The 24,434-nt window shown below is 60.6% G+C and carries 20 protein-coding genes; 14 read left to right on the top strand and 6 right to left on the bottom strand.

The features are described from left to right. The first annotated feature begins 4 nt into the window (after positions 1–4). The 6 genes from AC3WRD_RS06305 (at position 5) to AC3WRD_RS06280 (ending at position 7,666) form a co-directional block, all read left to right on the top strand. Positions 5–1,465 carry an alginate O-acetyltransferase gene (locus AC3WRD_RS06305; RefSeq protein ID WP_102619497.1) on the top strand — a complete coding sequence of 487 codons (1,461 nt, stop codon included), beginning with the start codon at positions 5–7 and terminating at the stop codon, positions 1,463–1,465. Between the two features lie 8 nt (positions 1,466–1,473). After that, positions 1,474–2,598, top strand: a complete 1,125-nt coding sequence (locus AC3WRD_RS06300) for a mannuronate-specific alginate lyase (protein WP_102619496.1) — start codon at positions 1,474–1,476, stop codon at positions 2,596–2,598. Between the two features lie 87 nt (positions 2,599–2,685). After that, complete coding sequence (locus tag AC3WRD_RS06295; protein ID WP_102619495.1) at positions 2,686–4,251, top strand: MBOAT family O-acyltransferase; 1,566 nt, start codon at positions 2,686–2,688, stop codon at positions 4,249–4,251. Between the two features lie 10 nt (positions 4,252–4,261). After that, a complete protein-coding gene (locus AC3WRD_RS06290; RefSeq protein ID WP_102619494.1) occupies positions 4,262–5,437 on the top strand; it encodes an alginate O-acetyltransferase in 1,176 nt (391 codons plus the stop codon). A gap of 14 nt (positions 5,438–5,451) precedes the next feature. After that, positions 5,452–6,108: an alginate O-acetyltransferase AlgF gene (locus tag AC3WRD_RS06285; RefSeq protein ID WP_102619493.1), complete on the top strand. Its 657-nt coding sequence runs from the start codon at positions 5,452–5,454 to the stop codon at positions 6,106–6,108. Between the two features lie 106 nt (positions 6,109–6,214). After that, complete coding sequence (locus AC3WRD_RS06280) at positions 6,215–7,666, top strand: mannose-1-phosphate guanylyltransferase/mannose-6-phosphate isomerase (protein ID WP_096819141.1); 1,452 nt, start codon at positions 6,215–6,217, stop codon at positions 7,664–7,666. A gap of 73 nt (positions 7,667–7,739) precedes the next feature. On the opposite strand, the gene AC3WRD_RS06275 is transcribed toward AC3WRD_RS06280, so the two are convergent. Next, a complete protein-coding gene (locus AC3WRD_RS06275; protein ID WP_256580588.1) occupies positions 7,740–10,559 on the bottom strand; it encodes an RHS repeat domain-containing protein in 2,820 nt (939 codons plus the stop codon). Between the two features lie 182 nt (positions 10,560–10,741). Here AC3WRD_RS06275 and AC3WRD_RS06270 point away from each other — a divergent pair, with 182 nt between their 5' ends. The 3 genes from AC3WRD_RS06270 to AC3WRD_RS06260 all read left to right on the top strand — a co-directional run bounded on the left by AC3WRD_RS06270 (position 10,742) and on the right by AC3WRD_RS06260 (position 13,309). Further along, positions 10,742–11,206 carry a multidrug transporter gene (locus tag AC3WRD_RS06270; protein WP_096819139.1) on the top strand — a complete coding sequence of 155 codons (465 nt, stop codon included), beginning with the start codon at positions 10,742–10,744 and terminating at the stop codon, positions 11,204–11,206. A 35-nt stretch (positions 11,207–11,241) separates the two neighbouring features. Further along, positions 11,242–12,066, top strand: a complete 825-nt coding sequence (locus AC3WRD_RS06265; RefSeq protein ID WP_102619492.1) for an SDR family oxidoreductase — start codon at positions 11,242–11,244, stop codon at positions 12,064–12,066. 241 nt (positions 12,067–12,307) lie between these two features. Continuing rightward, positions 12,308–13,309 (top strand): SEL1-like repeat protein, encoded by a 1,002-nt coding sequence (locus tag AC3WRD_RS06260; RefSeq protein ID WP_102619491.1) that lies wholly within the window; start codon positions 12,308–12,310, stop codon positions 13,307–13,309. A gap of 166 nt (positions 13,310–13,475) precedes the next feature. On the opposite strand, the gene AC3WRD_RS06255 is transcribed toward AC3WRD_RS06260, so the two are convergent. Beyond that, on the bottom strand, positions 13,476–14,357 hold the full coding sequence (locus tag AC3WRD_RS06255; RefSeq protein ID WP_102619490.1) for a LysR family transcriptional regulator: 882 nt from the start codon (positions 14,355–14,357) through the stop codon (positions 13,476–13,478). Between the two features lie 109 nt (positions 14,358–14,466). On the opposite strand from AC3WRD_RS06255, the gene AC3WRD_RS06250 reads away from it, so the two are divergent. Together AC3WRD_RS06250 and AC3WRD_RS06245 are read left to right on the top strand one after the other, a co-directional pair. Continuing rightward, the gene (locus AC3WRD_RS06250) at positions 14,467–15,837 is read left to right on the top strand and encodes an MFS transporter (protein ID WP_102619489.1); all 1,371 of its coding nucleotides are present in this window, start codon (positions 14,467–14,469) and stop codon (positions 15,835–15,837) included. After that, the gene (locus tag AC3WRD_RS06245) at positions 15,834–16,232 is read left to right on the top strand and encodes a DUF4440 domain-containing protein (RefSeq protein ID WP_102619488.1); all 399 of its coding nucleotides are present in this window, start codon (positions 15,834–15,836) and stop codon (positions 16,230–16,232) included. The genes AC3WRD_RS06250 and AC3WRD_RS06245 overlap by 4 nt, the downstream gene beginning before the upstream one ends. A 45-nt stretch (positions 16,233–16,277) precedes the next feature. On the opposite strand, the gene AC3WRD_RS06240 is transcribed toward AC3WRD_RS06245, so the two are convergent. From AC3WRD_RS06240 to AC3WRD_RS06225, 4 genes are read right to left on the bottom strand one after another with little or no spacing between them, the layout of a single operon-like run. Then, a complete protein-coding gene (locus tag AC3WRD_RS06240; RefSeq protein ID WP_096819130.1) occupies positions 16,278–17,141 on the bottom strand; it encodes an efflux RND transporter periplasmic adaptor subunit in 864 nt (287 codons plus the stop codon). A gap of 17 nt (positions 17,142–17,158) precedes the next feature. Beyond that, positions 17,159–17,359: a DUF1656 domain-containing protein gene (locus tag AC3WRD_RS06235; protein ID WP_003221811.1), complete on the bottom strand. Its 201-nt coding sequence runs from the start codon at positions 17,357–17,359 to the stop codon at positions 17,159–17,161. Continuing rightward, a complete protein-coding gene (locus AC3WRD_RS06230; RefSeq protein ID WP_102619487.1) occupies positions 17,349–19,541 on the bottom strand; it encodes an FUSC family protein in 2,193 nt (730 codons plus the stop codon). The genes AC3WRD_RS06235 and AC3WRD_RS06230 overlap by 11 nt, the downstream gene beginning before the upstream one ends. Before the next feature lie 10 nt (positions 19,542–19,551). Next, positions 19,552–21,063, bottom strand: a complete 1,512-nt coding sequence (locus tag AC3WRD_RS06225; protein WP_102619486.1) for an efflux transporter outer membrane subunit — start codon at positions 21,061–21,063, stop codon at positions 19,552–19,554. Between the two features lie 182 nt (positions 21,064–21,245). On the opposite strand from AC3WRD_RS06225, the gene AC3WRD_RS06220 reads away from it, so the two are divergent. From AC3WRD_RS06220 to AC3WRD_RS06210, 3 genes are all read left to right on the top strand, one after another. After that, positions 21,246–22,214 (top strand): LysR family transcriptional regulator, encoded by a 969-nt coding sequence (locus AC3WRD_RS06220; RefSeq protein ID WP_085711718.1) that lies wholly within the window; start codon positions 21,246–21,248, stop codon positions 22,212–22,214. Positions 22,215–22,808: 594 nt separating this feature from the next. After that, complete coding sequence (locus AC3WRD_RS06215; RefSeq protein WP_102619485.1) at positions 22,809–23,783, top strand: 2-hydroxyacid dehydrogenase; 975 nt, start codon at positions 22,809–22,811, stop codon at positions 23,781–23,783. A gap of 136 nt (positions 23,784–23,919) precedes the next feature. Beyond that, positions 23,920–24,429 carry a DUF2165 family protein gene (locus tag AC3WRD_RS06210; protein ID WP_102619484.1) on the top strand — a complete coding sequence of 170 codons (510 nt, stop codon included), beginning with the start codon at positions 23,920–23,922 and terminating at the stop codon, positions 24,427–24,429. Positions 24,430–24,434: the final 5 nt, after the last annotated feature.

The following is a 24,434-nucleotide window of genomic DNA, read 5'->3' as shown; positions in this document are numbered from 1 at the left end:
TTTTATGCACCCACACCTGATCAAGTTACTCAGCCTGTCGGCCCTGACCGTGGGCATTCTGGCGGCCAGCAATGGTGCGCGCGCCGATGAAACTGCCGGCGCCACACCGCCGAAGTTCAGCGCCGAACCGTGCTGCAGCCTGTGCCCCGCCGCCCACGACGCGAAGAACTACACCACCCGCTACCAGCAGAACTTCACCACCCTGGTGCAGGCGCAGGGCGACTGGTTGTTCCGGACCCAGGAAGATTTGCGCACCGAGTTCAACACCACCCCGGCCGGTTACAAACGCCTGCAACAGCTGCACGATGCGTTCAAGGCCAAAGGTGTCGAACTGGTGATTGTCTACCAGCCCACCCGTGGTCTGGTGAACCGCAACAAGCTCAACCCGCAGGAAAAAGCCGCGTTCGATTACGAGAAAGCGCTGGGCAACTACAAGACCATGCTCGGCCGTTTCGCGCAGATGGGTTACGTGGTGCCGGACCTGTCACCGCTGACCAACGAATCGCTGCCCGACACCCTGCCCGCTCACGATTTCTACTTCCGTGGCGACCAGCACTGGACGCCTTACGGTGCGCAGCGCACGGCGAAAATCGTCGCCGAGAAGGTCAAGCAGATCCCGGCCTTCGCCGACATTCCCAAGCGTGAATTCGAAACCAAACGCTCCGGGCGCATGGGCAAGACCGGCACCCTGCACAACATGGCCGGGCAACTGTGCGGCACCAGTTACGCGATCCAGTACATGGACCAGTTCACCACCGAGCCGAAAGGCGAGGCCGGTGACGGCGACCTGTTCGGCGATTCCGGCAATCCGCAGATCACCCTTGTGGGTACTTCGCACAGCGGCAAGAACTACAACTTCGCCGGGTTCCTCGAAGAAGCCATCGGCGCCGACATCCTCAACGTCGCCTTCCCCGGCGGCGGTCTGGAAGGCTCGATGTTGCAGTACCTGGGCAGCGACGAATTCCAGAAGACGCCGCCGAAGATTCTCATCTGGGAATTCTCGCCGCTGTACCGCCTCGACCAGGAAACCATCTACCGCCAGATGATGGCGCTGCTGGATAACGGTTGCGAAGGCAAGGAAACCCAAATGTCCGCCAGCACCACACTCAAGCCTGGCGGCAAACAGGAACTGCTGGTCAACAGCAAGAACCTGAACCTGCAGAACAGCAGCCATCAGGTCGACATCCGCTTCGCCGATCCCTCGGTGAAAACCCTGCAAGCCACCCTCTGGTACATGAACGGTCGCCACGAGGACATCAAGATCGAGAAACCGGAAACCTCCGACACCGACGGTCGTTTCGCCTTTGAGCTGCGCACGGACGAAGACTGGGCCTCGCAAAACCTGCTGGCCGTCGAAGTCCAGGGCCCGGAAGCGGGCACCGCGCCACAGAAAGTCGAAGCGAAAATCTGCAAACGCAACGTATTCCCGGGCGCGGGGCAACAAACCGCTCAGGTCGGGCAATGAGGTCTGCTATGCGAAATCCGAAACTGAAAACTCTGTTAGCGCCGACGCTGCTCGGGCTGGCGATCTTCGCCGGCACCGCGCAGGCTGCCGCACCACTGCGTCCCCCTCAGGGCTACTTTGCACCTGTGGATAAATTCAAGACCGGCGACAAGAGCGAAGGCTGCGATGCGATGCCGGCGCCGTACACCGGGCCGCTGCAATTTCGCAGCAAGTACGAAGGCTCGGACAAGGCCCGCGCGACGCTGAACGTGCAGTCGGAAAAAGCCTTTCGCGATACCACCAAAGACATCACCACGCTGGAGCGCGGCACCGCCAAACGGGTAATGCAGTTCATGCGCGACGGTCGTCCGGAACAGCTCGACTGCACACTGAACTGGCTGGCTACTTGGGCTCGGGCGGATGCATTGATGTCGAAAGACTTCAACCACACCGGCAAGTCGATGCGCAAATGGGCGCTGGGCAGCATGGCCTCTTCGTACATTCGCCTGAAGTTCTCCGACTCGCATCCACTGGCCCAGCATCAACAGGAAGCGCAGTTGATCGAAGCCTGGTTCAGCAAGATGGCCGACCAAGTGGTCAGCGACTGGGACAACCTGCCGCTGGAAAAAACCAACAACCACTCGTACTGGGCCGCCTGGTCGGTGATGGCGACGTCCATCGCCACCAACCGCCGCGACCTGTTCGATTGGGCGGTCAAGGAATACAAGGTCGGCGCCAATCAGATCGACGCCGACGGCTACCTGCCGAACGAACTCAAGCGCCAGCAACGCGCCCTCGCCTACCACAACTACGCCCTGCCGCCGCTGGCGATGATCGCCAGTTTTGCGCAGGTCAACGGTGTCGACTTGCGTCAGGAAAACAACGGCGCGCTGAAACGCCTGGGTGATCGGGTGCTGGCCGGGGTGAAAGATCCCGAGGACTTCGAGAAGAAGAATGGCAAGGAACAGGACATGACCGATCTGAAAGAGGACATGAAATTCGCCTGGCTTGAGCCGTTCTGTAGCCTCTACACCTGTTCGCCGGATGTGCTGGAGAAGAAGCACGGCATGCAGCCGTTCAAGACCTTCCGCCTCGGCGGCGACCTGACCAAGGTCTACGACCCGTCCCACGAGAAAGGCAACAAGGGCAGTTAGTCGCTGATCGTTTCACCCCTCCAATTCCACGGGGGGTTTGGGGGGGCTTTGGCCCTTGACTGTTGGTTCAAACATGGAGAGATCGGGATGGTATTTTCATCCAACGTGTTCCTGTTTCTGTTCTTGCCGATCTTTCTCGGCTTGTACTACCTGAGCGGGCAACGCTATCGCAATCTGCTGCTGCTGATCGCCAGCTACGTGTTCTACGCGTGGTGGCGGGTGGACTTCCTGGCGCTGTTCGCTGGCGTCACCCTGTGGAACTACTGGATCGGCCTGAAAGTCGGCGCCGCCGGTGTGCGGACCCAACCGGCCCAGCGCTGGCTGCTGCTCGGCGTGGCGGTGGATCTGTGCATCCTCGGCTACTTCAAGTACGCCAACTTCGGCGTCGACAGCATCAACGCGATGATGACGTCGGTCGGTCTTGAGCCGTTCATCCTGACCCACGTACTGCTGCCGATCGGTATCTCGTTCTACATCTTCGAGTCGATCAGCTACATCATCGACGTCTACCGCGGCGACACCCCGGCCACCCGCAACCTGATCGACTTCGCGGCGTTCGTGGCGATCTTCCCGCACCTGATCGCCGGTCCCGTGCTGCGCTTCCGCGACTTGGCCGACCAGTTCAACAACCGCACCCACACCCTCGACAAGTTCTCCGAGGGCTGTACGCGGTTCATGCAGGGTTTCATCAAGAAAGTCTTCATCGCCGACACCCTCGCTGTTGTGGCCGACCATTGCTTCGCCCTGCAAAACCCGACCACGGGCGATGCCTGGCTCGGCGCGCTGGCTTACACCGCGCAGCTGTATTTCGACTTCTCCGGTTACAGCGACATGGCCATCGGCCTGGGCCTGATGATGGGTTTCCGTTTCATGGAAAACTTCAAGCAGCCTTACATCAGCCAGTCGATCACCGAGTTCTGGCGCCGCTGGCACATCAGCCTGTCGACCTGGTTGCGTGACTACCTCTACATCACCCTCGGCGGCAACCGCAAAGGCACGCTGATGACCTATCGCAACCTGTTCCTGACCATGCTGCTCGGTGGTCTGTGGCACGGCGCGAACATCACCTACATCGTCTGGGGTGCGTGGCACGGCATGTGGCTGGCGATCGAGAAAATGCTCGGCCTCAATACCTCGCCGCGCAGCCTCAATCCGATCCGCTGGGCGCTGACCTTCCTGCTGGTGGTCATGGGCTGGGTGATCTTCCGCGCCGAGAACCTGCACGTTGCCGGTCGCATGTACGGTGCGATGTTCAGCTTCGGCGACTGGTCGCTGTCGGAACTCAACCAGGCCAGCCTCACCGGTCTGCAAGTCGCGACTCTGGTGGTGGCTTACGTGACCCTGGCGTTCTTCGGCCTGCGTGATCTGTACACCCATCAGCCTCCAGCCAAGACCAAACCTGTAGTGAACGTCGAAAGCGACGGCCCTGCCGGCGCACAACCGGGTCTGATCAAGGCTGCTCCGGGAGAAAACCCGGCCAGCATCCACGAACATGGCTACACCGTCGGCGTCGACGCCCAGGTGCAACCGGCGTACTGGACGGCGGACTGGTCGCGCTACGTGATGCGCGGGCTGATCCTGCTGCTGTTCATCGCCTCGATTCTCAAACTCTCGGCGCAAAGCTTCTCGCCGTTCCTTTACTTCCAGTTCTGAGGGATCTGACATGACCCGCTCATTACGCATCTTCTATATCGCGCTGTTTCTGGTGACCCTGCTGGTGCTCGGTCTGTGGTCGGTACGCAGCTTCTTCGGTTTCAGCACCAACGCCGACGCGACGGTGCTCAACGGCCGCTGGACCAAAGCCGTGGAAACCCACTACGACGATGAATTCCCGATCAAGCGTCTGGGCACCAACCTCTGGGCCGCGCTGGATTTCAAACTGTTCAACGAAGGTCGTCCGGGCGTGGTGCTCGGTCGTGATCAGTGGTTGTACAGCGATGAGGAATTCAACCCGATCGTCAACGAAGAGCTGAACCTGCAAGGCAACTACGCGCTGGTCGAAGGCGTGCGCCAGACCCTGAAGGAGAAAGGCGTGAAACTGGTGATGGCGATCGTGCCGGCCAAGGTTCGCCTGTACCCGGAACACCTGGGTGAAGTGAAACCGGCGAGCATCCACGCCAACCTCTATCAGGACTTCCACGCCCGTGTCGCGGCGGACAAGATCCTCGCCCCGGACCTGCTCGGCCCGCTGCAAAAGGCCAAGCAGAACGGTCAGCAAGTGTTCCTGCGCACTGACACCCACTGGACCCCGGAAGGCGCGGAAATCGCCGCCAACACCCTGGCCAAGACCATCGCCGACAAGTTCCCGCTCAGCGGCGAGCCGCAGCGTTTCGTCACCACGCCTGCCGAGAAGGTCACGCACAAGGGCGACCTGCGTCTGTTCCTGCCGCTGGATCCGCTGTTCGAAAACCTGATGCCGGCGCAAGAGCCGCTGCAAAAGCGCAACACCGTGGCCGCCACCGAGCAGCCTGCCGGTGACGACGCGCTGTTCGCCAACAGCGAAGTGCCGGTCGCGCTGATCGGCACCAGCTACAGCGCCAACCCCAACTGGAACTTCGTCGGTGCGCTCAAGCAAGCGCTGCACAGCGACGTCGTCAACTACGCCGAGGACGGCCACGGCCCGATCCTGCCGATGCTCAGCTACCTGAAAAGCGATGACTTCAAGAACAGCCCGCCACAGGTGCTGATCTGGGAGTTTCCTGAACGATATCTGCCTGTGAACAACGAAATCGGCGACGCCGACCCGCAGTGGGTCGCAGAGCTTAAACAAGCCGGCGCGCGCCAACAAAACGTAGCAATCAACACTAAATCCGAGACGCCCGATCGGGCGCAAAACTGAAAGAGAGGTACACCATGACTTTCACTACAACTCCTCGTCGTCTCGCTAAACGCTTCGCACTGGTCGCTGGCCTCAGCGTGCTGTCGGTCCAGGCGTTTGCCGGTGGCGACGCTGCACTGTACGGCCCGACCGCACCGAAAGGCTCGACCTTCGTGCGCATCTACAACGCCAGCAACGCTGAAGTCAGCGCCACCGTCGGCAGCACCAACCTTGCCGACGTCGCGCCGCTGGCCAGCAGCGACTTCAGCTTCATGCCGGGCGGCGACTACAGCGCCAAGGTCGGCAGCCAGACCCTGCCGGTGAAACTCGCCGGTGATCACTACTACACCCTGGTCAACAACGCTTCCGGCGCGCCGCAACTGATCGAAGAACCGCCGTTCAAGAACAAGCAGAAATCCCTGGTGCGCGTGCAGAACCTCAGCGACAAGCCGCTGACCCTGAAGACCGCCGACGGCAAGACCGACGTGGTGCCGAACGTGGCCGCCAAGGGCCGTGGCGAGCGTGAAATCAACCCGGTGAAAGTCAGCCTCGCGCTGTACGAAGGCGACAAGAAAGTCGGCGACGTGAAACCGGTCGCCCTGGAACGCGGTGAAGCCGCAGTGCTGTACGTCACCGGCAACGGCAGCAACCTGTCGCCAGTCTGGGTGAAACGCCCGGTATCGACCCGCTAAGCACATGAAACCGGGCAGCCGTCGCTGCCCGGTACGGAATAACAACAAGAGTGAAACGACACAACGTTCGTGGCTCTGACCCAATCGATTTTATGGAGTAAACAATATGATTCCGGTGATCTTGTCAGGTGGTAGCGGCTCACGTCTTTGGCCGCTTTCGCGCAAGCAGTTTCCCAAGCAGTTCCTCGCCCTGACCGGCGAACACACGCTGTTCCAGCAAACCCTCGAGCGTCTGGTGTTCGAAGGCATGGACACCCCGATCGTGGTCTGCAACAAGGATCACCGCTTCATCGTCAACGAGCAGTTGGCCAATCGCAAGCTGGAATGCCAGCGCATCCTGATGGAACCGTTCGGCCGCAACACCGCGCCGGCCGTGGCGCTGACCGCGATGATGCTGGTCAATGAAGGTCGCGACGAACTGATGCTGGTGCTGCCGGCCGACCACGTCCTCGAAGACCAGAAAGCCCTGCAACGTGCGCTGGCCCTGGCCACCGTCGCCGCCGAAAACGGCGAAATGGTGCTGTTCGGCGTACCGGCGACCAAACCGGAAACCGGCTACGGCTACATCAAGTCCACCGGCGACTCGCTGCTGCCGGAAGGCGTGAGCCGTGTTTCGCACTTCGTGGAAAAACCCGACGTCAAACGCGCCACCGAGTACGTCGAATCCGGCGGTTACTACTGGAACAGCGGCATGTTCCTGTTCCGCGCCAGCCGCTTCCTCGAAGAGCTGAAAAAGCACGATCCGGACATCTACGACACCTGCCTGCTGACCCTCGAGCGCAGCCAGCAGGACGCCGACACCATCACCTTCGACGAAGCCACCTTCGCCTGCTGCCCGGACAACTCCATCGACTACTCCGTGATGGAAAAGACCCAGCGCGCCTGCGTGGTGCCGCTGACCGCTGGCTGGAGCGATGTCGGTTGCTGGTCGTCGCTGTGGGAAGTCAACGAGAAGGACGCCAACGGCAACGTCAGCAAGGGCGATGTGGTGATCCAGGACAGCAAGAACTGCATGATCCACGGCAACGGCAAACTGGTGTCGGTGATCGGTCTGGAAAACATCGTGGTGGTCGAAACCAAGGACGCCATGATGATCGCCCACAAGGACAAGGTTCAGGGCGTCAAGCAGATGGTCAACACCCTCAACGAGCAGGGCCGCAGCGAAACCCAGAACCACTGCGAGGTCTACCGTCCGTGGGGCTCCTACGACTCGGTGGACATGGGCGGGCGCTTCCAGGTCAAGCACATCTCGGTCAAACCGGGCGCATGCCTGTCGCTGCAGATGCACCACCACCGCGCCGAACACTGGATCGTGGTCAGCGGTACCGCCGAAGTGACCTGCGACGAGAACGTGTTCCTGCTCTGCGAAAACCAGTCGACCTACATCCCGATCGCCTCGGTGCATCGCCTGCGCAACCCGGGCAAGATCCCGCTGGAAATCATCGAAGTGCAGTCGGGTTCGTACCTCGGTGAAGACGATATCGAGCGCTTTGAAGATATCTACGGTCGCTCCACCCCGATCGAACGCGGCGTGTCGGTGAAAACCATCGCGCAGTGATCGCTCTGTAATTAAAAGCCCCCGCCCGGCCCGCTGCGTCCCCTATCCGCAACGGGTTGGGCGGGGGCTTTTTTTAACCGGTCTTTCGCCCGTTGCTCGGTATGACCGCCCGGCTCATGGTTTTCCTGACGCGCGTCTGTGGATAAACCGAAACCGTTGCATTGGTTTTCTTGAAAAAACCGGTGCTGCCCGGGCTGTAACGCTCGATCCCGCTGGCGCCCTGAATGGTCTGGTAATGGATGTTCCAGTGTTGCTGCTTGCGGTCGTATTTCATGAAGGCGAAACCGGTCGTGAGGTTTTCCTGACGACCCTGATCGTCGGGTGCATAGCCGTAATCCTGATACTCCATGGCAGCGGCCTGGCCCATCCCGTGGCCTTCGGAAAGGTCGTTGTATTGCGCATTTTCCTTTCCGCCCTCCACATGCCGGACACGAAGCACGTTGTCGTTCAGTTGATCCACCGTCAGTGAGCAACCACTGAAACCGGGGGTAAATACATGGTCCGGTTGCGTTCCCGACGGATGCAGCGGGATATCGACATAGCCACCCTGAGGCGCCCAGAACCCCGAGACTGCATTGTGCTTGTCGGGCATCTCGCCCTTGCCGATGTCGACAATTCTCAATGCATTGAACTCGCCTTTGCTGGTGCCCGAATAAGCGATTCGGTCCAGGCTGAAGATCAACTCGCCCTTGCCGTCCTTACGCGTCAATTGAGCCACCGTGCCGTTTGAATAGCGGCCAGGCGCCGGATCGAGAAACTGAGTACTGATCTCGATCTTGCCGAGTTCGCCAACCTCCAGCGCCTTCTGGATATTGCCGGGCTTGCCTGTCGCGGGAACGCTGCGCAGCGGATTGCCCCGGTCGACTTGCACAGCGCCAGCAATCTCACGAGCGGTCCCCGTGGCGATCACTGGTTGCCATAAACCGTTGGCCAGTTTCTTGCGGGTAACCGCTCCCTCGTCGTCGATGAAGGTAAGCGGGTTGTTGTGAACCATTCGAAAGAGATTCACCCCGTCGGCATACTCCGCAGGATCGGCACTGGCCCAGCGCAGCAACCACGAGATGTAATAACGCAGCCCGAAGTAGTCGAGCCCGGTGGCATCGCGCTCCTTGCCCGAGTAACGGACGAATTTGTAGCTGAATTCGCCGTCCTGCCAGGCGCTGGTGCCGAAAGGGTGAAACGTTTCGCGGCTGATCACCGCACCGTCATCGGCGGTTTCCAGGCTGACTGACCCCAGGTGATCGACATGTTGGTATCGATACCGATTGTTGATTCCCGAAGGCGGCGGGTTTTCCCAATGCTGTACTTGAGCGTTGTCGGCAATGATGACCTGCAACCGTTCGCCGGTACCGTTGTCAGTGCGCAATTCCAGTCCAGGCAAATAGCGCACATCGGCAATCAGGGTGCGGGCGTTGGTTCGTAATGAGCGGATCTTGCGTACTCGCTGACCGCCAGACTCGTAGAGATAGACCTCTTGGTCGTTGAGCCCGGAGGCGCGTTGCACCGGGCTGACTGATTGCAGTTGGTTGCGCAGGTTCCAGCTCAGCAGCCGCCCCGGTTCCAGCTGCAACAGGTTACCTCTGCGGTCGTATGCGGCTTCGATTTGAGCGTCGTCGGGAGGTGTGTCGTCATAGGGCAGAGCGCGGTTGCTGTAACTCGCCGGTTTCAGTTTTCGCCCATGACTTTGTGCGCCGACATGAGTCAGCCTGCGCAGGTTGCCACCGGGATCATATTCGTAAGTCTGCTGATAGTTGCTGACCGCCATCGGATCGATGCGCCCCATCGATTGTGGGCTCTGATTGACAGTGCCGGCTTCCCAGCCGGACGCCATGATCAACTGGTAAAGGCTGTCGTAGACAAAGCGGCTGACCGGATCGATGCGCGTGTTGGCGAAGTAACGGATCGGCAATGCCTTGTCTTCGATACTCAGCACATTGCCCATCCTGTCGTATTCATAACTCAGGTGTTGCAGCACTCTACCGTGATTGTCTTCGTCCCGACGGACCATCAGGCGACCGTCTTCGGGCCGGTATGCGCGGGTAGTTTGCACACCGTTGCCGGCGGTTTCCTGCTCGATACTGCCGTAAGCGTTGTAGTGAATATCGCTGATCAGGCTCTGTTCAGGCTCCCCCCTCAACTGCAATCGACGCTCGCGCAAGCGGCCATCGACGGTCAGTGCGAATGTATGCCGGTTGTTTCGGGCATCCGTCTGTTCCAGCACATCGCCCAGCGCACCATAGCGCCACTGCGATGTTGCACCGACGTCGGGTTCCAACAGCCGCTGACGATCCGCCTCCCGCTCCGGCCAGTCGGGTGTCAGCGGGTCCAGCGTGAAGTGGCGGGTGTCCTCGGTGCACTGACCACTGATTGCAAACGTGTTGAACAGCACGCTGCCGGCGGGATGGTCATGACGAATCAGCTGACCGTACTGGTTACGCGACTGATCCCCGCTGCCTGGATGACCGTAGGTCAGGCGCTCGACACAACGCCGTGGCTCACGTGTTCCTTCTTCGAATATCGCGACGGGGCGCAGCAAATTGTCGTGCTTGATCTCGCGCTGCGTCTGACGGCTGTCCCAACTGAACACCGTTTGCGTGGCGAGCCCCATCATTCTGGTTTCCGTACCGGCATCAACGCTGTCCGAACGTATGACCGTGGCGTCCAAAGCAAACACCTGCGTCAGGTTGGCCGGCGTCGGCGGGTCGCCGGCTTGCGACAGCCAAAGCCGCGGATCCCACTGTTTCACCGCATTCCCTGCCGGATCGTGAAGCGTCCGGTTAATCCGGAGATCGACCGGGCCGCCCTCGACGGTTCGACAATAGTCGACCGTGCGAACCGGCAAGCCGCGCGGCTCGAACACAGACATCCTTGGCGTATTGATGTGCAAGCTCATGAAGCGCGCTCCCCGCGCGACCGGCATTTTTTCTGCCCCGGGCATCTGAGCAGGTGAAGCGTCCATTCGGCTACTGTCAGAAATTACAGTCCCGACCAACGGCACCTTCGCTCAATCCGCGAATGTCCATTCCCGCGCCCCTTCGGTAGGATGGTCATCACGAGTTCAAGGAGCGTTCGAACATGTTCATCGGCGTCTTGCTGGTCATCACCTGGCTGATCCTGCTGTTGCGCTACCCGGCCAAGGCCTTGCCGGTGTCCATGGCCGCCGCTGTCGGGCTCGGGCTGGTGGCGATGTGGGTGGTGTGGTTGGACAACCGCGAGATCAAGCAACTGGCGCGGCTTGAGTTGCGTATCACGTATGCGCCTGAACAGTGCCCGGCGGATCGCCCGTTGCAGCTGAAGATGAACAACGGCAACGACGTGCCGCTGACCGAACTGCGCTGGCGCATTGCGGCGTACGCGCCGGGCGACACCGTGAATCTGGCCGACAATCAATACGCCGCCCCACGCTATCGCGGCCCCGGCGAACTGCAGGCCGGCGGCAATTGGGAAGACTGCTTGCCGATGCCGCCGCTACGTCCCGGATATCGCCCGCAAACCCTGGAGTTTCGCGCCGAGCGATTGCAGGGTAGTTTCTCCGACTGATCCCCTCTTCCACTCTTTTGCACAAGGAATGCGCCATGCCCGTTGCGTTGATTACCGGTTGTTCCAGCGGCATCGGCCGCGCCCTCGCCGATGCATTCAAGTCGGCCGGTTTTGAGGTCTGGGCCAGTGCGCGCAGGGCTGAAGATGTCACCGCACTCGCCATCGCCGGATTCACCGCCGTGCAGCTCGACGTCAATGACAACGCAGCGCTGGAACAACTCGCCGAGCGTATCAACCAGCAACATGGCGGCCTCGACGTGCTGATCAACAACGCCGGTTACGGCGCCATGGGCCCGCTGCTCGACGGCGGTGTTCCGGCCATGCAGCGCCAGTTCGAAACCAACGTCTTTTCGATTGTCGGCGTGACCCGCGCGCTGTTCCCGGTGCTGCGCCGGGCGAAAGGCCTGGTGGTGAATGTCGGCAGTGTTTCCGGGGTTCTGGTCACGCCATTTGCCGGCGCCTATTGTGCGTCGAAAGCGGCGGTGCACGCGCTGAGTGATGCGTTGCGCATGGAGCTGGCGCCATTCGGGATTCGCGTGATGGAAGTGCAGCCGGGGGCGATTCAATCGAGCTTCGCCAAGAATGCCGGCCATGAGGCCGAACAACTGATCAACGAACAATCGCCGTGGTTTCCCCTGCGCGAAGGCATTCGAGCACGGGCCAAGGCGTCCCAGGACAAACCCACACCGGCCAGCGAATTTGCCGCCGAGTTGCTCAAGGCTGTGCAACACAGCAAGCCGCCACGACTGATCCGCATCGGCAATGGCAGCCGGGCGTTGCCATTGCTGGCGACCTTGCTGCCGAAAGGGTTGCTGGAGTCGACGTTGATGAAGCGGTTCGGGTTGCGCGGGCAACTTTGATTACAAGCGGTGAAATTGCCAATTCGGTCGATCCACGTAGAATGCCCCGCACTTAAAGCGTCCGACGCTTCAAGTGAGCCCGCTAGCGCATGGAGTCGCCGGGGCAAGCTTCCAAGCAAGGGATTTGCTGAACTTTTATCTCCCCTCTCTCGATTGTTCCCGCCCGGAGCCATCGCTGCTTTGTTGACCTGCCTGACGCGAGCCCTGCTCACACGCTTCAATTCAGATCAGGAAACACCTTTTGAAAGTCTTCAACGTACTGCCACTGGCACTGTTCACTTTGCTGGCAGGCTGCGCATCTCAAGCCCCTTCTCTAAATGACACGCTGCCCAAACTGACCCTGCAAAGCGTATTGCCGACCGTCACTGCCAACGAGCACTGCAACGCACAGATAGACAGCGACATTGTGTATGGCATCGGCTACCAGTTGTACGAGGAGGGAGAGTTCAAGGACGCCAAAACCTGCATGGTCATGGCAGCCCCGAAACACACGCGCGCATTTTGCTACCTGTCGATGATTGCCCGTTATGACGAAACCCTGACCGTCGATCAACGTAACAGCGAAGCCTTCAACTACATGGCTTACGCGGCGCTGCAGAATGACTGGTGCGCGGAATACGGTATGTATGAAAGCTACAAATACGGCAGGGTCGGGGCCAAGCAAGATACTGCACTCGCCACTCGCTGGCTGGAGCGATCCTCGCTGCACGGCTATGCCGAATCCCAGCAGATATTGATCGAGCAATACACACAGCAGGACAACCTGAGCGCCGCCTACGCCTGGACCAGAATCATGGCCAAGGCCGAAGACGCCACGTCTGGCGATGACCTGAAAGCGAAGATGACCGCTGCACAGATCGCTGAGGGCGACAAGCTCTACAGCGAACTCCTCACACAGGTCACCAGCAAGAAAACTTTGCGAGATGAAGCGCGTGAAGAAGATGTCGGCCGTTATTCCGCCGATATCTATCAGCACTATCCGGATACCTTCAAAGGTCTGTCGTCAGCAGAGCGCTACGACTACGTGAAGCAAACCATGCTTACCGCTATCGAGCAGCCGTTCACCAAAAGTCGTGGGGATGTGATGAGCTACATCGTGATCAATCGCGCCGCGCTGCTGAAAAAACCTGATGCGAATATCGCGAATGACCAGCGCATTGTTACCCTCATGGAAGATGAAGAGTTATCGGTCGACGAAACCATCGAGTCCGGCCTGTTGGTGGTCAGCAAGTTTTACAAATAAAGCGTCACTTGCACTTTGCAATCAAGGGCGCTGAGGTCTCTCGCGAAACAGATTGCGTCGATGCTTTCCATGACGGACCCGCTTACACAGGAATCCTCGCAACGGCAGAGGTTCTCTTTGGGAGCGGGTTTGTCCGCGAAAGGGCCAGAACGGCCAACACAAAATCTCAGCCCCAGCCCTTCATGAAATCAATGAACGCCCGCACCTTCAATGGCAGGTGCCGGGTGTCCGGGTACAGTGCGTACACGCCTTGTTGGGCGAAACGGTAATCCGGCAACAGACGCTGTAATCGCCCGGCGTCGAGGTCTTCCTGAATCAACCATTGCGGCAGAATCGCCACGCCTTGCCCGGTCAACGCAAAGGCACGCAGGGTTGCCGAGTTGTCGGCAACAATGGCTGTGGTTCCCGGTTTCGGCTGGTAGAGATGCTCGGTGCCGGCCGGGTCGGTGACCGTCATTTCCGGCACTCGCCCATGTCCCAGTGTCGGCATCGACTCCAGCACCGCCAAGGTGTTTACCGGAGTAAAACCCTCGACCAGCCCCGGCGCCGCCACGGCAAACACCTCGAACGTCGACAACTGCACCGCGCGCAGATTGGAGTCGTGCATGCGGCCCAGGCGGATCGCCAGGTCGAACCGTTCGGAGATCAGATCGGCATGGGTCGAGGACGTGGACAGGTGGATATTCAGTTGCGGCTGCTGTTGTCGAAACACTTCCAGCGCCGGCACCACCTGAGCCAGCGCGAACTCCACGGTCGTGGTGATGCGGAGCGTGCCCTTGAGCTGTGAATGCTCCGAACGCGCTTCCTCGATCGCCAACCGCGCTTCGTCCAGGGTGCGCAGACAGCGTCGGTAAAAACGCTCGCCGGCATCGGTCAGGGCCAATTGCCGGGTGTTGCGGGTGAGCAAAGTGACGCCCAACTCTTCTTCCAGCCGCTTGAGATTGAAGCTCACCACCGCCCGCGTCTGTCCCAGCGTATCGGCGGCCGCAGTCAGAGAGCCGGCCTCGACCACAGCTTTGAAAGTATCGAATCGATCCAGGCTGACCATATTCGCTGCGCCCACTGTCAAAATAATTTTGACAAACTAGCAGCCAAACCAGCGTATTTCTATCGCCACAAGCGCCCTACCCTGCACGCCTCATCACAGGGAAGCTGCCATGGCCTATCGCTCGAAAGTCGCGCTGGTGTATCTGTTGGGGTTCGCCCTCGACCTGCTGAACATGTTCGCCGCGAGCATCGCCTACCCGGACATCGCCGCGCAGTTGCACGCCTCGGTGACGCAACTGGCGTGGATCACCAACGCCTACATGCTCGGACTGACGCTGATCATTCCGATGAGCGTGTGGCTGGCGGCACGGATGGGCGAGCGGCGGTTGATCCTCGGTTCGTTGCTGGTGTTCGGGATCGCCTCCGGGCTCATCGCTCAGGCCAGTTCGATTGAAAGCCTGATCGGCTGGCGACTGCTACAAGGGCTGGGTGGCGGATTGTTGCTGCCGGTCGGTCAGGCGCTGGCCTATCGAGAGTTTCCAGCGACTCAGCGCGCGCACTTCACGGGTGTGGTTTTGCTGGTGGCGCTAATGGTGCCGGCCCTGTCGCCGGCGGCGGGCGGTTTGATCGTAGAAGCGTTGTCGTGGCGCTGGATTTTCTACCTGAACCTGCCGGTGGCGCTTTTCGCTTTCGGATTGGGCCTGCTCTGGTTGAAACCGGATCAGGCAACGAGCGAACGCCCGACACTGGACGTACGTGGCCTGCTGCTGGCGGTGTCGGCCCTGAGTCTGTTGTTGATTGCCGTCAGCCTGGCGAGTGAACCCGAAACCCGTCACCTCGCAGGCGGTGTGTTGTTGCTCAGCGCCGTGACCCTGTGGATCTACCTGCGCGATGGCTGGGGCAAACCGGGTGCCGTCCTGGATCTGCAACTGATCAGAAACCCGTCCCTGCGCCTGGCAATGCTGATCTACCTGTTTGTGCCCGGCATCTTCACCGGCACCAACATGATTGCCGTGTTGTACCTGCATGACCTCGGTTTCGGCGCAGCACACACCGGGGCGCTGATGCTGTCCTGGGCGGCGGCTTCGGGCGTGGCGATCATGCTTGGCAAACGCCGTTTCAACCGGACCGGTCCCAAGCCATTGCTGATCGCCGGCATGCTGTTGCAATGCCTTGGCATCGTCGTGCTGATGCAGATCGACCAGCCCGCAAGCGTCCCGTTGATCCTCGCTTACGCCTTGATGGGGCTGGGCGGCAGTCTGTGCAGCGTCACCGCGCAGACGCTGGCATTTGTCGGCATCACGCCAGAGAAAATGGGCCACTCCAGCGCCCTGTGGAACATCAACCGGCAACTCGGCTTCTGCCTCGGCGCGGCGTTGCTCAGTTCATTGCTGGGCGCGTTGGGCGCCAACGGTTTCAAATACTGCTTTCTCGCCGCCGCGTTGCTGACGCTGTTGCCGATGGCCGCCGTGCTGCGTTTCGACTCATCGAACGTGCTCGCCCTTTTGCACTCACCTCACCTTCAGGAAAAATCCACATGACTGACTACACCGACTACTTTGACGAAGTGATCCAGGCCCATGAGGCCATCGAACGATGGTTTGCCGTGGAGGAAGACGAGGCTGCGCTGGAACGATTGCTGACGCGTTTTTCGCCACGGTTCTCCATGGTGACGCCGTTGGGGCGCGTGCTGGATTTCGAGGCGTTGCGTGCGCTGTTTCAAATGGCGGGCGGGAAGAAGAGCGGGTTCAGGATCGAGCTCCGCGAGCTTTGTGGGATTGCCCTGCATGAGCGGGGTGCAACGGTGAGTTACCGCGAACAGCAGACCGATGCGAGCGGGTTGCACACGGATCGACGTTCGACTGTGGTGTTTGAAAAAACCGAATCCGGGCGGGTGATCTGGCGGCATCTGCACGAGACGTTTTGCCAAGGCTGACAACGAGCCAATCCGGCGAGGGAGCATGCTCCCTCGCCACAGGGGTTACTCGACAGCGTCCTGCTTCACCACCACGGTGCAGGTAATCCCCGCCGCCAGCAGCACACCCTCCGGCACTTCATCGATGTGAATCCGCACCGGTACCCGTTGAGCCAGACGCACCCAGTTGAAGGTCGGGTTCACATCGGCGATCAGCTCGCGGCTTTCCGGGTTGTCACGGTCGTAGATGCCGCGGGAAATGCTCTCCACGTGGCCCTTGAGGACTTCGCCGCTCATCAGCTGCATGTCGGCTTTGTCACCGACGCGCACGTGGGGCAGCTTGGTTTCTTCGAAGAAGCCGTAGACCCAGAACGAGTTCATGTCGACCACAGCCATTTTCGCTTCGCCGATGCGCGCATAGTCGCCGCGATGCACATTGAGGTTGGTCACGTAGCCATCCACCGCTGCGCGCACTTCAGTGCGTTTGAGGTTGAGTTCGGCGGCTTCCAGTTGCGCCTGGGCCTGTTGGTAATCGGCCAGTGCCGAGTCGGCGATGTTGCTGGCGTCGTCGCGGTTTTCCTTGGAGATCACCAATGCGTCCATATCAGCGCGGCGATGGGCGTTGACCCTGCGCATCTCCCACGTGGCCTTGCGCGATGCGACCAGCGACTGCGCCTGCTTCACCGCCAGGCGATAGTGCTCGGGGTCGATCTGCATCAGCAGATCACCCTTCTTCACCAATTGGTTGTCACGCACTGGCACGTCGACCACTTCACCGGTGACGTCGGCAGCGACGTTGATGATGTCGGCGCGCACCCGACCGTCGCGGGTCCACGGGGTGTTCATGTAGTGCTCCCACAACGTGCGGCCGATCCACAGCGCCAGGGCCAACACCAGCAGGGTCGCGAGCAGGCTGAAAAACTTTTTCATCGGGACAATTCTCAGACTCAACGGTAAACAGTCAGCGCCATCGCGCCGAACAGACAGGTAAACAGGCTCAGGCGCAGCAGCGCCGGGTGCCAGAAGAAGCGGTACAGATCGAACCCCGACAGAAACCGGTCCAGCGCCCAGGCCAGTGCTGCGGCGACAAAAAACATCAGGGTCATGGTCGGCATGTACACGCCGTGGAAGGCGATTTCACGAGGCATGGGCAAGTCCTTCGGGCTTGGCGATGGCGTAGGCAGCGAGTGGCGATTGCGGGTCGAGCAGCGAGGTGCGGATGAAGTGCAGGTAGCTTTTCACCCGACGCAGTGCCGAGGTATCGAAGTGCGGCGCGAACGGCTCGTCGGTGGCGGCGACACGGCTGATCGCGTGATCGACCGCAACCAGTGCGCGTTCCAGATTGCTCGAGTTCGGTTGCAGGAACAGCCGCACCAGCGAACGCCCCATGACCCGGATTGCCTGACGCCACGGCTGGGATTCGGCATACGCCGGGTGCACCGGCAGGATCGCCTGTTCCTTGCGCAACTCGATAATCGCGTGGCCGACTTCCAGCACCACGAACATCCAGCGCAGCAGGTTTTTCTGCACCAGCGGCTGACCGGCCGCGAGGCCGTAAGCCTGATGCATCAAATCGCGCGTACGGCTTTCGAAACTCGACGCCAGGCCCTTGAGTTTGCCGCTGATCGCGTACACCACTTGCCCGCGCAGGTCCTGCTCCAGGCGGCGCCACAACCAGCGGCTGTTCGGCGGCAGAATGATCGCGCCCGCTGCCGCGCAGACCAGCATGCCCATGACCATGGCGATGTAGTCGTTGATGAAGGTGTAGGGGTTGTAGATCGTCAGGTTGTCCGGCACCGAACCGGTGCTGAAAAAGATCAGCAGACCGAGGCCGACACCGGCGTATTGCGGCCGCGACGCGAGGAACGAACCGAGCACGATCACCGGCGCGAGCATCACGCACAGCAGCGGAAAACCGTCGAGCCACGGGAAGATGAAAAACATCTCGACGAAGCCGATCAGCGCCCCGAGGAACGTGCCGCATGCCATCTGGAACGCCATGCGTTTCGGGTTCGGCGTCGCCGCCGACAAGCCCACGGTGGCGGCAGCGATCAGGGTCATGGTCGCACCGCTCGGCCACGCGGTGGCGACCCAGTAACTGCCGAGTACGACGAGGATGAACGTGGCACGAATCCCCGAAGCCGCCGCCGCCCACCAACTGGTTTGCGGGGTAAACGGCTCGTCCCAGCGTTCACGTTCGTGACTGTGATCGGCCAGCGAGGCGTGGGTCTGTGCATAACTGTGCAGGTCATCGACGAAGCGATAGAGCAGCTCATACGCGGTGTGGAAATCCAGTTGCTCGGCGTCGCTCGGCTCGCTCTCCTGGAAGATCGCCCGCAGGCTGCGCACCCGCGCCGGCAAGCCTTCCTTGTACGCCGTCAGCGCCAGCACCAGGCGCGCCGCATCCGGGCTGGTCAGGGCGCGGCCGCTGAAGCCGTCGAGCACTTCGGCCAGATCCTGCAGGCCCGGTTTGATCGCCGCTTCCACATGATCGGCGCCGTTGCGGCGCAGGCGTTCAAGCAACTGGTGCAAGGCGTTGAAACGGGTGGTGATGCCCATGAACTCGCTGTTCAGGCGACTGAGCCGACCGTTGCGTCGACGCATGTGCGGGTCTTCGAACACGGTCACGCTGCGCAGCCCTTCCAGGCCCACCGCTTCGGCGATGAAGCGTACGTTACTGGCCTCGAACGACTCCGGTTTGCTGCGCCCGCGCAGGCCATCAGTGACGAACAGAGCGAACACACCGAAGCGCTGATACAAGGCGTTGCGCATCGCGGCGCTGGCGGTTTGCGGCAGGATCGCGGCGCTGACCAGCGTCGAGCAGAGAATCCCCAGCGAGATTTCCAGCACTCGCCACACCGCCGCCATGAACGCACCGTCAGGATGGGCGAGCGCCGGCAGACCGACCATCGCGGCGGTGTAGCCGGCCAGCACAAAACCGTAGGCGCGGAAGTTGCGGCAACGGGCGGCGCCGGCCGAGCAGATGCCGACCCAGATCGCCAGCGAACCGAGGAACAGTTCGGTGTTCTGGGCGAACAGTGAAATCAGCGTGACCATCATCGCCGACCCGGCCAGGGTGCCGAGGAAGCGATAGAAACTCTTGGCGAACACCTGACCGCTCTGCGGCTGCATGACGATGAACACGGTGATCATCGCCGTGCGCGGTTGCGGCAGTTCCAGGCGCATAGCCAGCCACAGGGTCAGGAACGCGGCAATCAACACCTTGAAGATGTAGACCCAGGTCACGCCGTCGCTACGTGCCCAGTCGAAGAAACCCCGGCGCCATTCCAGGGAGTAGAGCCAGCGCAAAGGTGCGGGCAAGGGAGTCATTGAATCTTGCTCAGTGGTCGAGGGCTTGAAGAAGGGCCGGGGTTTTCGGTGCGGCGGTCTGCTCGGCGGTCGGTACGTCTTTACCCGCGCCAAGACCACCGCCCAATGCCGTCACCAGTTCCGCGTGGGCACTCAACCGCGCCGCCTGCACCTGCTGCTGAACCTGTTGCTGCTTGAACAGCAGGGTCTGGGCGTTGAGCACGTTGAGGTAATCGGTGAGACCGCGCTGGTAGGCGATCATCGCGATGTCGTAGGTCTTCTGCGCCGTGGCCACCGATTCGGCGGCGAACGACTGCTGCTTGTCCATCGACTCGCGGCGGATCAACTGGTCGGAGATGTTCTTCAGCGCATTGACCAGGGTCTGGTTGTAATGCGCGATGGCGATGTCATAACCCGCCGAGGCTTCACCCAGTTCAGCGCGCAGTCGCCCGCCGTCGAAAATCGGCAGCGAAATCGCCGGCCCGACGTTGTAGTTGAGCTTCTTGCCGGTCAGGAACTCCAGCGCCCCGCCACCGGTGGCCATGTAGCCGAGGCTGCCGACCAGATCGACGTTGGGGTAGAACCCGGCATGCGCGACATCGATCCCGCGCGCCTGCGCCGCCACTTGCCAGCGACTGGCGACCACGTCCGGACGCTGACCGAGCAATTCGGCGGGCAATGCCGACGGCAGTTTCAGCGCCGCGCCGAGGGACAGGGTCGGACGCTGCAATTGCGCGCCGGCGCCTGGGCCTTTGCCGGCCAGTGCAGCGATCTGGTTGCGGCTCAGGGCGATTTCTTCGTCCAGCGCATCCAGTTGCCGATGGGTTTCCGGCAGCGGCGTTTCGGCCTGGCTGACTTCGAAGTGCGTGCCGATCCCACCGTTCAGGCGTTTCTGCGCCAGCTCGAGAATCTGCTGTTGCTGCTTGAGCGTCGCCGCGACGATGTCGCGCTGGGCGTAATGCAGCGAGAGTTCGATGTAGGCGCGCACGATGTTGTTCTGCAACTCGAGCTGCGCCTGCCGCGCCTCGGCAGCGCTCATGTGCGCCAGATCGACGGCCCGCTCGGTGCTGTTGCTTTCACGGCCCCAGAGGTCGAGGGCGTAACTGAAACCCAGCGCGGCGTTGTTGTCCCAGGTGGTGCTGTTGGCCAGCTCACCGGGACCGTAGAACTGGTCAGTCGGCCAGTTGTGGCGCTTGAGGGTCGACTCGCCATTGATCTGCAACGACTCGGCGGCTTCGGCAGCGCCGGCCATCGACCTGGCCTGACGCACTCGCGCGGCGGCCATGGCCAGGGTCGGGCTGCCTTGCACGGCAAGGTCGATCCAGCGATTGAGTTGCGGGTCGCCGTAGGCTTGCCACCATTGGGCGGTGGGCCAGTTTGCGTCACGGGCGGCGTGGGCGATGGCTTCGTCGGTGGCCAGTTCATTGGCCTCCAGAGCCTTGCCCTGCGGGGCAATCCCTCCGGTTCCGATGCAGCCGCTGAGACCTAACGTAAAAGCCAGAACACTGAGCGGCAAAAGCGCTCTGTTGATGCGACGCGGCACTGCTGCGAATTCCTGAGGTGGGGGATGTTTCGAGGTGGGCGCAATTCTAGGGGGGCGCCCTTACGGCGATAAGCTGGGATTCCTGTGAATCTTTGTTACCGTTAACGAGATAATCCCTTGGTCGGGGGTCTCAGCCCCTGAAACTTCGTGTCACAATTTGCCATCTCCCTTGAGAGCACCCCATGGACACTTTGCAAAACATGCGCGCCTTCAGTTGTGTGGCCGAAGCGGGCAGCTTCACCGCCGCCGCCGTGCAACTCGACACCACCACCGCCAACGTCTCGCGCGCGGTCTCCAACCTTGAGGCCCATCTGCAAACCCGCCTGCTCAACCGCACGACCCGGCGCATCGCGCTCACAGAAGCCGGTAAACGCTACCTGCTGCGCTGCGAGCAGATCCTCGCCTACGTCGAAGAGGCCGAAGCCGAAGCCAGCGAAGCCCACGCCCGCCCGGCCGGACAACTGAAAGTGCACACCATGACCGGTATCGGCCAGCACTTCGTGATCGACGCCATCGCCCGCTACCGCAAGACCCACCCGGACGTGACCTTCGACCTGACCATGGCCAACCGCGTACCGGACCTGCTCGACGAAGGCTATGACGTGTCCATCGTCCTCGCCCGCGAACTGCCGGATTCGGGTTTCGTCTCGCAACGCCTGGGCATCACCTACAGCATCGTCTGCGCCTCCCCGGCCTACGTGAAAGCCAACGGCTGCGCACAAAAACCCAGCGACCTGCTGAACCACGCCTGCCTGCGCCTGGTGAGCCCGGTGATCCCCTTGGAAAAATGGGCCTTCGACGGCCCGGAAGGCCAGGAAATGGTCACCATCAACAGCTCGCCCTTTCTGGTGAACTCCGCCGACGCGATGAAAACCGCGATCACCAGTGGGATGGGTGTCGGTGTATTGCCGGTGTATGCCGCGATTGAAGGCTTGCGCAACGGTTCGCTGGTGCGGGTGATGCCGAACTACCGCTCGCAGGAACTGAACCTGTATGCGATCTACCCGTCGCGGCAGTATCTGGATGCGAAGATCAAGACCTGGGTTGAATATCTGCGTGGTTCGTTGCCGGAGATTCTGGCAGGGCATCAGGCGGAATTGGCGGCTTATGAGATGAGCGGGAGTCTGGCGGGGGTTCGAGTGGCGAATTGAATTGGCCGGCCTGAAAAATGGGGTGATGCGGAGGGCGCCAACCCCCTCACCCTAGCCCTCTCCCAGAGGGAGAGGGAACTGACCGAGTTGTTTGGGAGAGGTACGCCGACGTGAAATACCAAGGTGAACTCAAGTTTTAAAAAAGCACACATCCGCTTCTGCTTTGGCTTTCCACCACTCAACACAATGAGCGTTAGCTCGAGTACCGCTCTTGACGTGCCGGCCCCTTCGGCAGGCTGAGTGGAGGGATTCATCCGGGGGTGGGCGCGCAGCGCCGTTTGGCGGAGCCAAACACATCGAGAGGAGGTGCAGCGAAGCAAACCGTAGGCGATGCCCCCGGATGAATCCCGGAACGAAGGAACACCGAGCCAAAGCGAGGTGCCGAACGCCGGGGCCCAGCGTTTTGGTTACTTTTGGGCGTCTGCAAAAGTGACTCGCCGTAAGGGCGAAACCATAAGAAGCCGTTACCGCAGCAACGGATATTCACCCAAAACCCCAAAAGCCTGGTCGGCCCAGAGGCCGCCAAGACAACCCCAAACAGAAAATGTTAGCTTGCTTGGCAATCACATCAGCCGCCCAGCCGAGCCCAAGCCAATGAAAAAAACAGTTTTGGCCTTCAGCCGCATCACCCCCCCCATGATCGAACGCCTGCAACAGGACTTCGACGTCATCGTCCCCAACCCGAAAAACGGCGACATCAACGCCCAGTTCAACGAAGCCCTGCCCCACGCCCACGGCCTGATTGGCGTCGGTCGCAAACTCGGCAAGGCCCAACTGGAAAACGCCGCGAAACTTGAAGTGGTCTCCAGCGTCTCCGTCGGCTACGACAACTACGACCTTGCCTACTTCAACGAGCGCGGGATCATGCTCACCAACACCCCGGACGTCCTCACCGAAAGCACCGCTGACCTTGCCTTCGCCCTGATCATGAGCAGTGCCCGCCGCGTCGCCGAACTGGACGCCTGGACCAAGGCCGGCCAATGGCAGGCCAGCGTCGGCGCACCACTGTTCGGGTGCGACGTACACGGCAAGACCCTGGGCATCGTCGGCATGGGCAACATCGGCGCCGCCGTCGCTCGACGTGGACGCTTCGGCTTCAACATGCCGATTATCTACAGCGGCAACAGCCGCAAGACCGAACTGGAACAGGAACTCGGAGCGCAGTTCCGCAGCCTTGACCAACTGCTGGCCGAAGCGGATTTCGTCTGCCTGGTGGTGCCGCTCAGCGACAAGACCCGCCACTTGATCAGCCATCGCGAACTGGCATTGATGAAGTCGGGCGCAATTCTGGTGAACATCTCCCGCGGCCCGGTGGTCGATGAACCGGCACTGATCGAAGCCCTGCAGAACAACCGCATTCGCGGCGCCGGCCTCGACGTCTACGAGAAGGAACCGCTGGCCGAATCGCCGCTGTTCCAGTTGAAAAACGCAGTGACCTTGCCGCACATCGGTTCGGCGACGAATGAAACCCGCGAAGCCATGGCCAACCGCGCACTGGCCAATCTGCGCAGCGCCCTGCTCGGTGAGCGGCCGCAGGACCTGGTCAATCCGCAGGTCTGGCGCGGTTAAAAAAATCGGGCAAGTGTGTATCGCACTTGCCCGATCTTTTATCCGGCACACATAACTTGCAATTGAACTGAATAACGAAACAGACACTGCCGCTATAGACTCTCCAGAAGTTAAAACTTTATGGAGAGCACCCACTTTGAAAAACCTGACCACCGATCAACTTGTCCGCCACAGCAAAGTCATACTCATGGCTTACATCAGCATCTTCGGCCTTTTCGTGATGTACAGCAACTTCACCGACTACCCGTCAAACTATGAATATGTCGGGCACATCCTCAGTATGGACACCACTCAGATCAACGAGAACATACGCTATCGGGCAATTACCTCACCCATGCTGCACCATCGAATTTACTGGCTGATCATTACCCTGGAAGTGATTTATACCGTTTGCTGCCTGCTGGGCACTTATCACCTCTTTCGGAAAATCAACGAATCAGCGGAAGCCTTCCATGAGGCGAAGAAACTTTCGATCATTGGTTTATTGATCGCCATGTTCGTTTATTACGTCGGCCTGCAAACCATCGGTGTTGAATGGTTCGATATGGACACTTCACAAACATGGAATGCCAAGGACTGGGCCCGACACATTGTCGATTTCATATTTCCGTTATTGATATACATCGTTATAAAAGTGGAGCGCTGAACATT

The sequence above is a fragment of the Pseudomonas sp. FW215-R2 genome (assembly GCF_058789255.1).
The sequence above is the reverse complement of the archived record's forward strand: the minus strand, read 5'-3'. Positions and strand labels throughout refer to the sequence as shown.

Excerpts from the sequence above, each read along its gene's own strand:
- AC3WRD_RS06305 (WP_102619497.1), top strand. The coding sequence starts at position 5 with ATGCACCCACACCTGATCAAGTTACTCAGCCTGTCGGCCCTGACCGTG.
- AC3WRD_RS06300 (WP_102619496.1), top strand. The coding sequence starts at position 1,474 with ATGCGAAATCCGAAACTGAAAACTCTGTTAGCGCCGACGCTGCTCGGG.
- AC3WRD_RS06295 (WP_102619495.1), top strand. The coding sequence starts at position 2,686 with ATGGTATTTTCATCCAACGTGTTCCTGTTTCTGTTCTTGCCGATCTTT.
- AC3WRD_RS06290 (WP_102619494.1), top strand. The coding sequence starts at position 4,262 with ATGACCCGCTCATTACGCATCTTCTATATCGCGCTGTTTCTGGTGACC.
- AC3WRD_RS06285 (WP_102619493.1), top strand. The coding sequence starts at position 5,452 with ATGACTTTCACTACAACTCCTCGTCGTCTCGCTAAACGCTTCGCACTG.
- AC3WRD_RS06280 (WP_096819141.1), top strand. The coding sequence starts at position 6,215 with ATGATTCCGGTGATCTTGTCAGGTGGTAGCGGCTCACGTCTTTGGCCG.
- AC3WRD_RS06275 (WP_256580588.1), bottom strand. The coding sequence starts at position 10,559 with ATGAGCTTGCACATCAATACGCCAAGGATGTCTGTGTTCGAGCCGCGC.
- AC3WRD_RS06270 (WP_096819139.1), top strand. The coding sequence starts at position 10,742 with ATGTTCATCGGCGTCTTGCTGGTCATCACCTGGCTGATCCTGCTGTTG.
- AC3WRD_RS06265 (WP_102619492.1), top strand. The coding sequence starts at position 11,242 with ATGCCCGTTGCGTTGATTACCGGTTGTTCCAGCGGCATCGGCCGCGCC.
- AC3WRD_RS06255 (WP_102619490.1), bottom strand. The coding sequence starts at position 14,357 with ATGGTCAGCCTGGATCGATTCGATACTTTCAAAGCTGTGGTCGAGGCC.
- AC3WRD_RS06250 (WP_102619489.1), top strand. The coding sequence starts at position 14,467 with ATGGCCTATCGCTCGAAAGTCGCGCTGGTGTATCTGTTGGGGTTCGCC.
- AC3WRD_RS06245 (WP_102619488.1), top strand. The coding sequence starts at position 15,834 with ATGACTGACTACACCGACTACTTTGACGAAGTGATCCAGGCCCATGAG.
- AC3WRD_RS06240 (WP_096819130.1), bottom strand. The coding sequence starts at position 17,141 with ATGAAAAAGTTTTTCAGCCTGCTCGCGACCCTGCTGGTGTTGGCCCTG.
- AC3WRD_RS06235 (WP_003221811.1), bottom strand. The coding sequence starts at position 17,359 with ATGCCTCGTGAAATCGCCTTCCACGGCGTGTACATGCCGACCATGACC.
- AC3WRD_RS06230 (WP_102619487.1), bottom strand. The coding sequence starts at position 19,541 with ATGACTCCCTTGCCCGCACCTTTGCGCTGGCTCTACTCCCTGGAATGG.
- AC3WRD_RS06220 (WP_085711718.1), top strand. The coding sequence starts at position 21,246 with ATGGACACTTTGCAAAACATGCGCGCCTTCAGTTGTGTGGCCGAAGCG.
- AC3WRD_RS06215 (WP_102619485.1), top strand. The coding sequence starts at position 22,809 with ATGAAAAAAACAGTTTTGGCCTTCAGCCGCATCACCCCCCCCATGATC.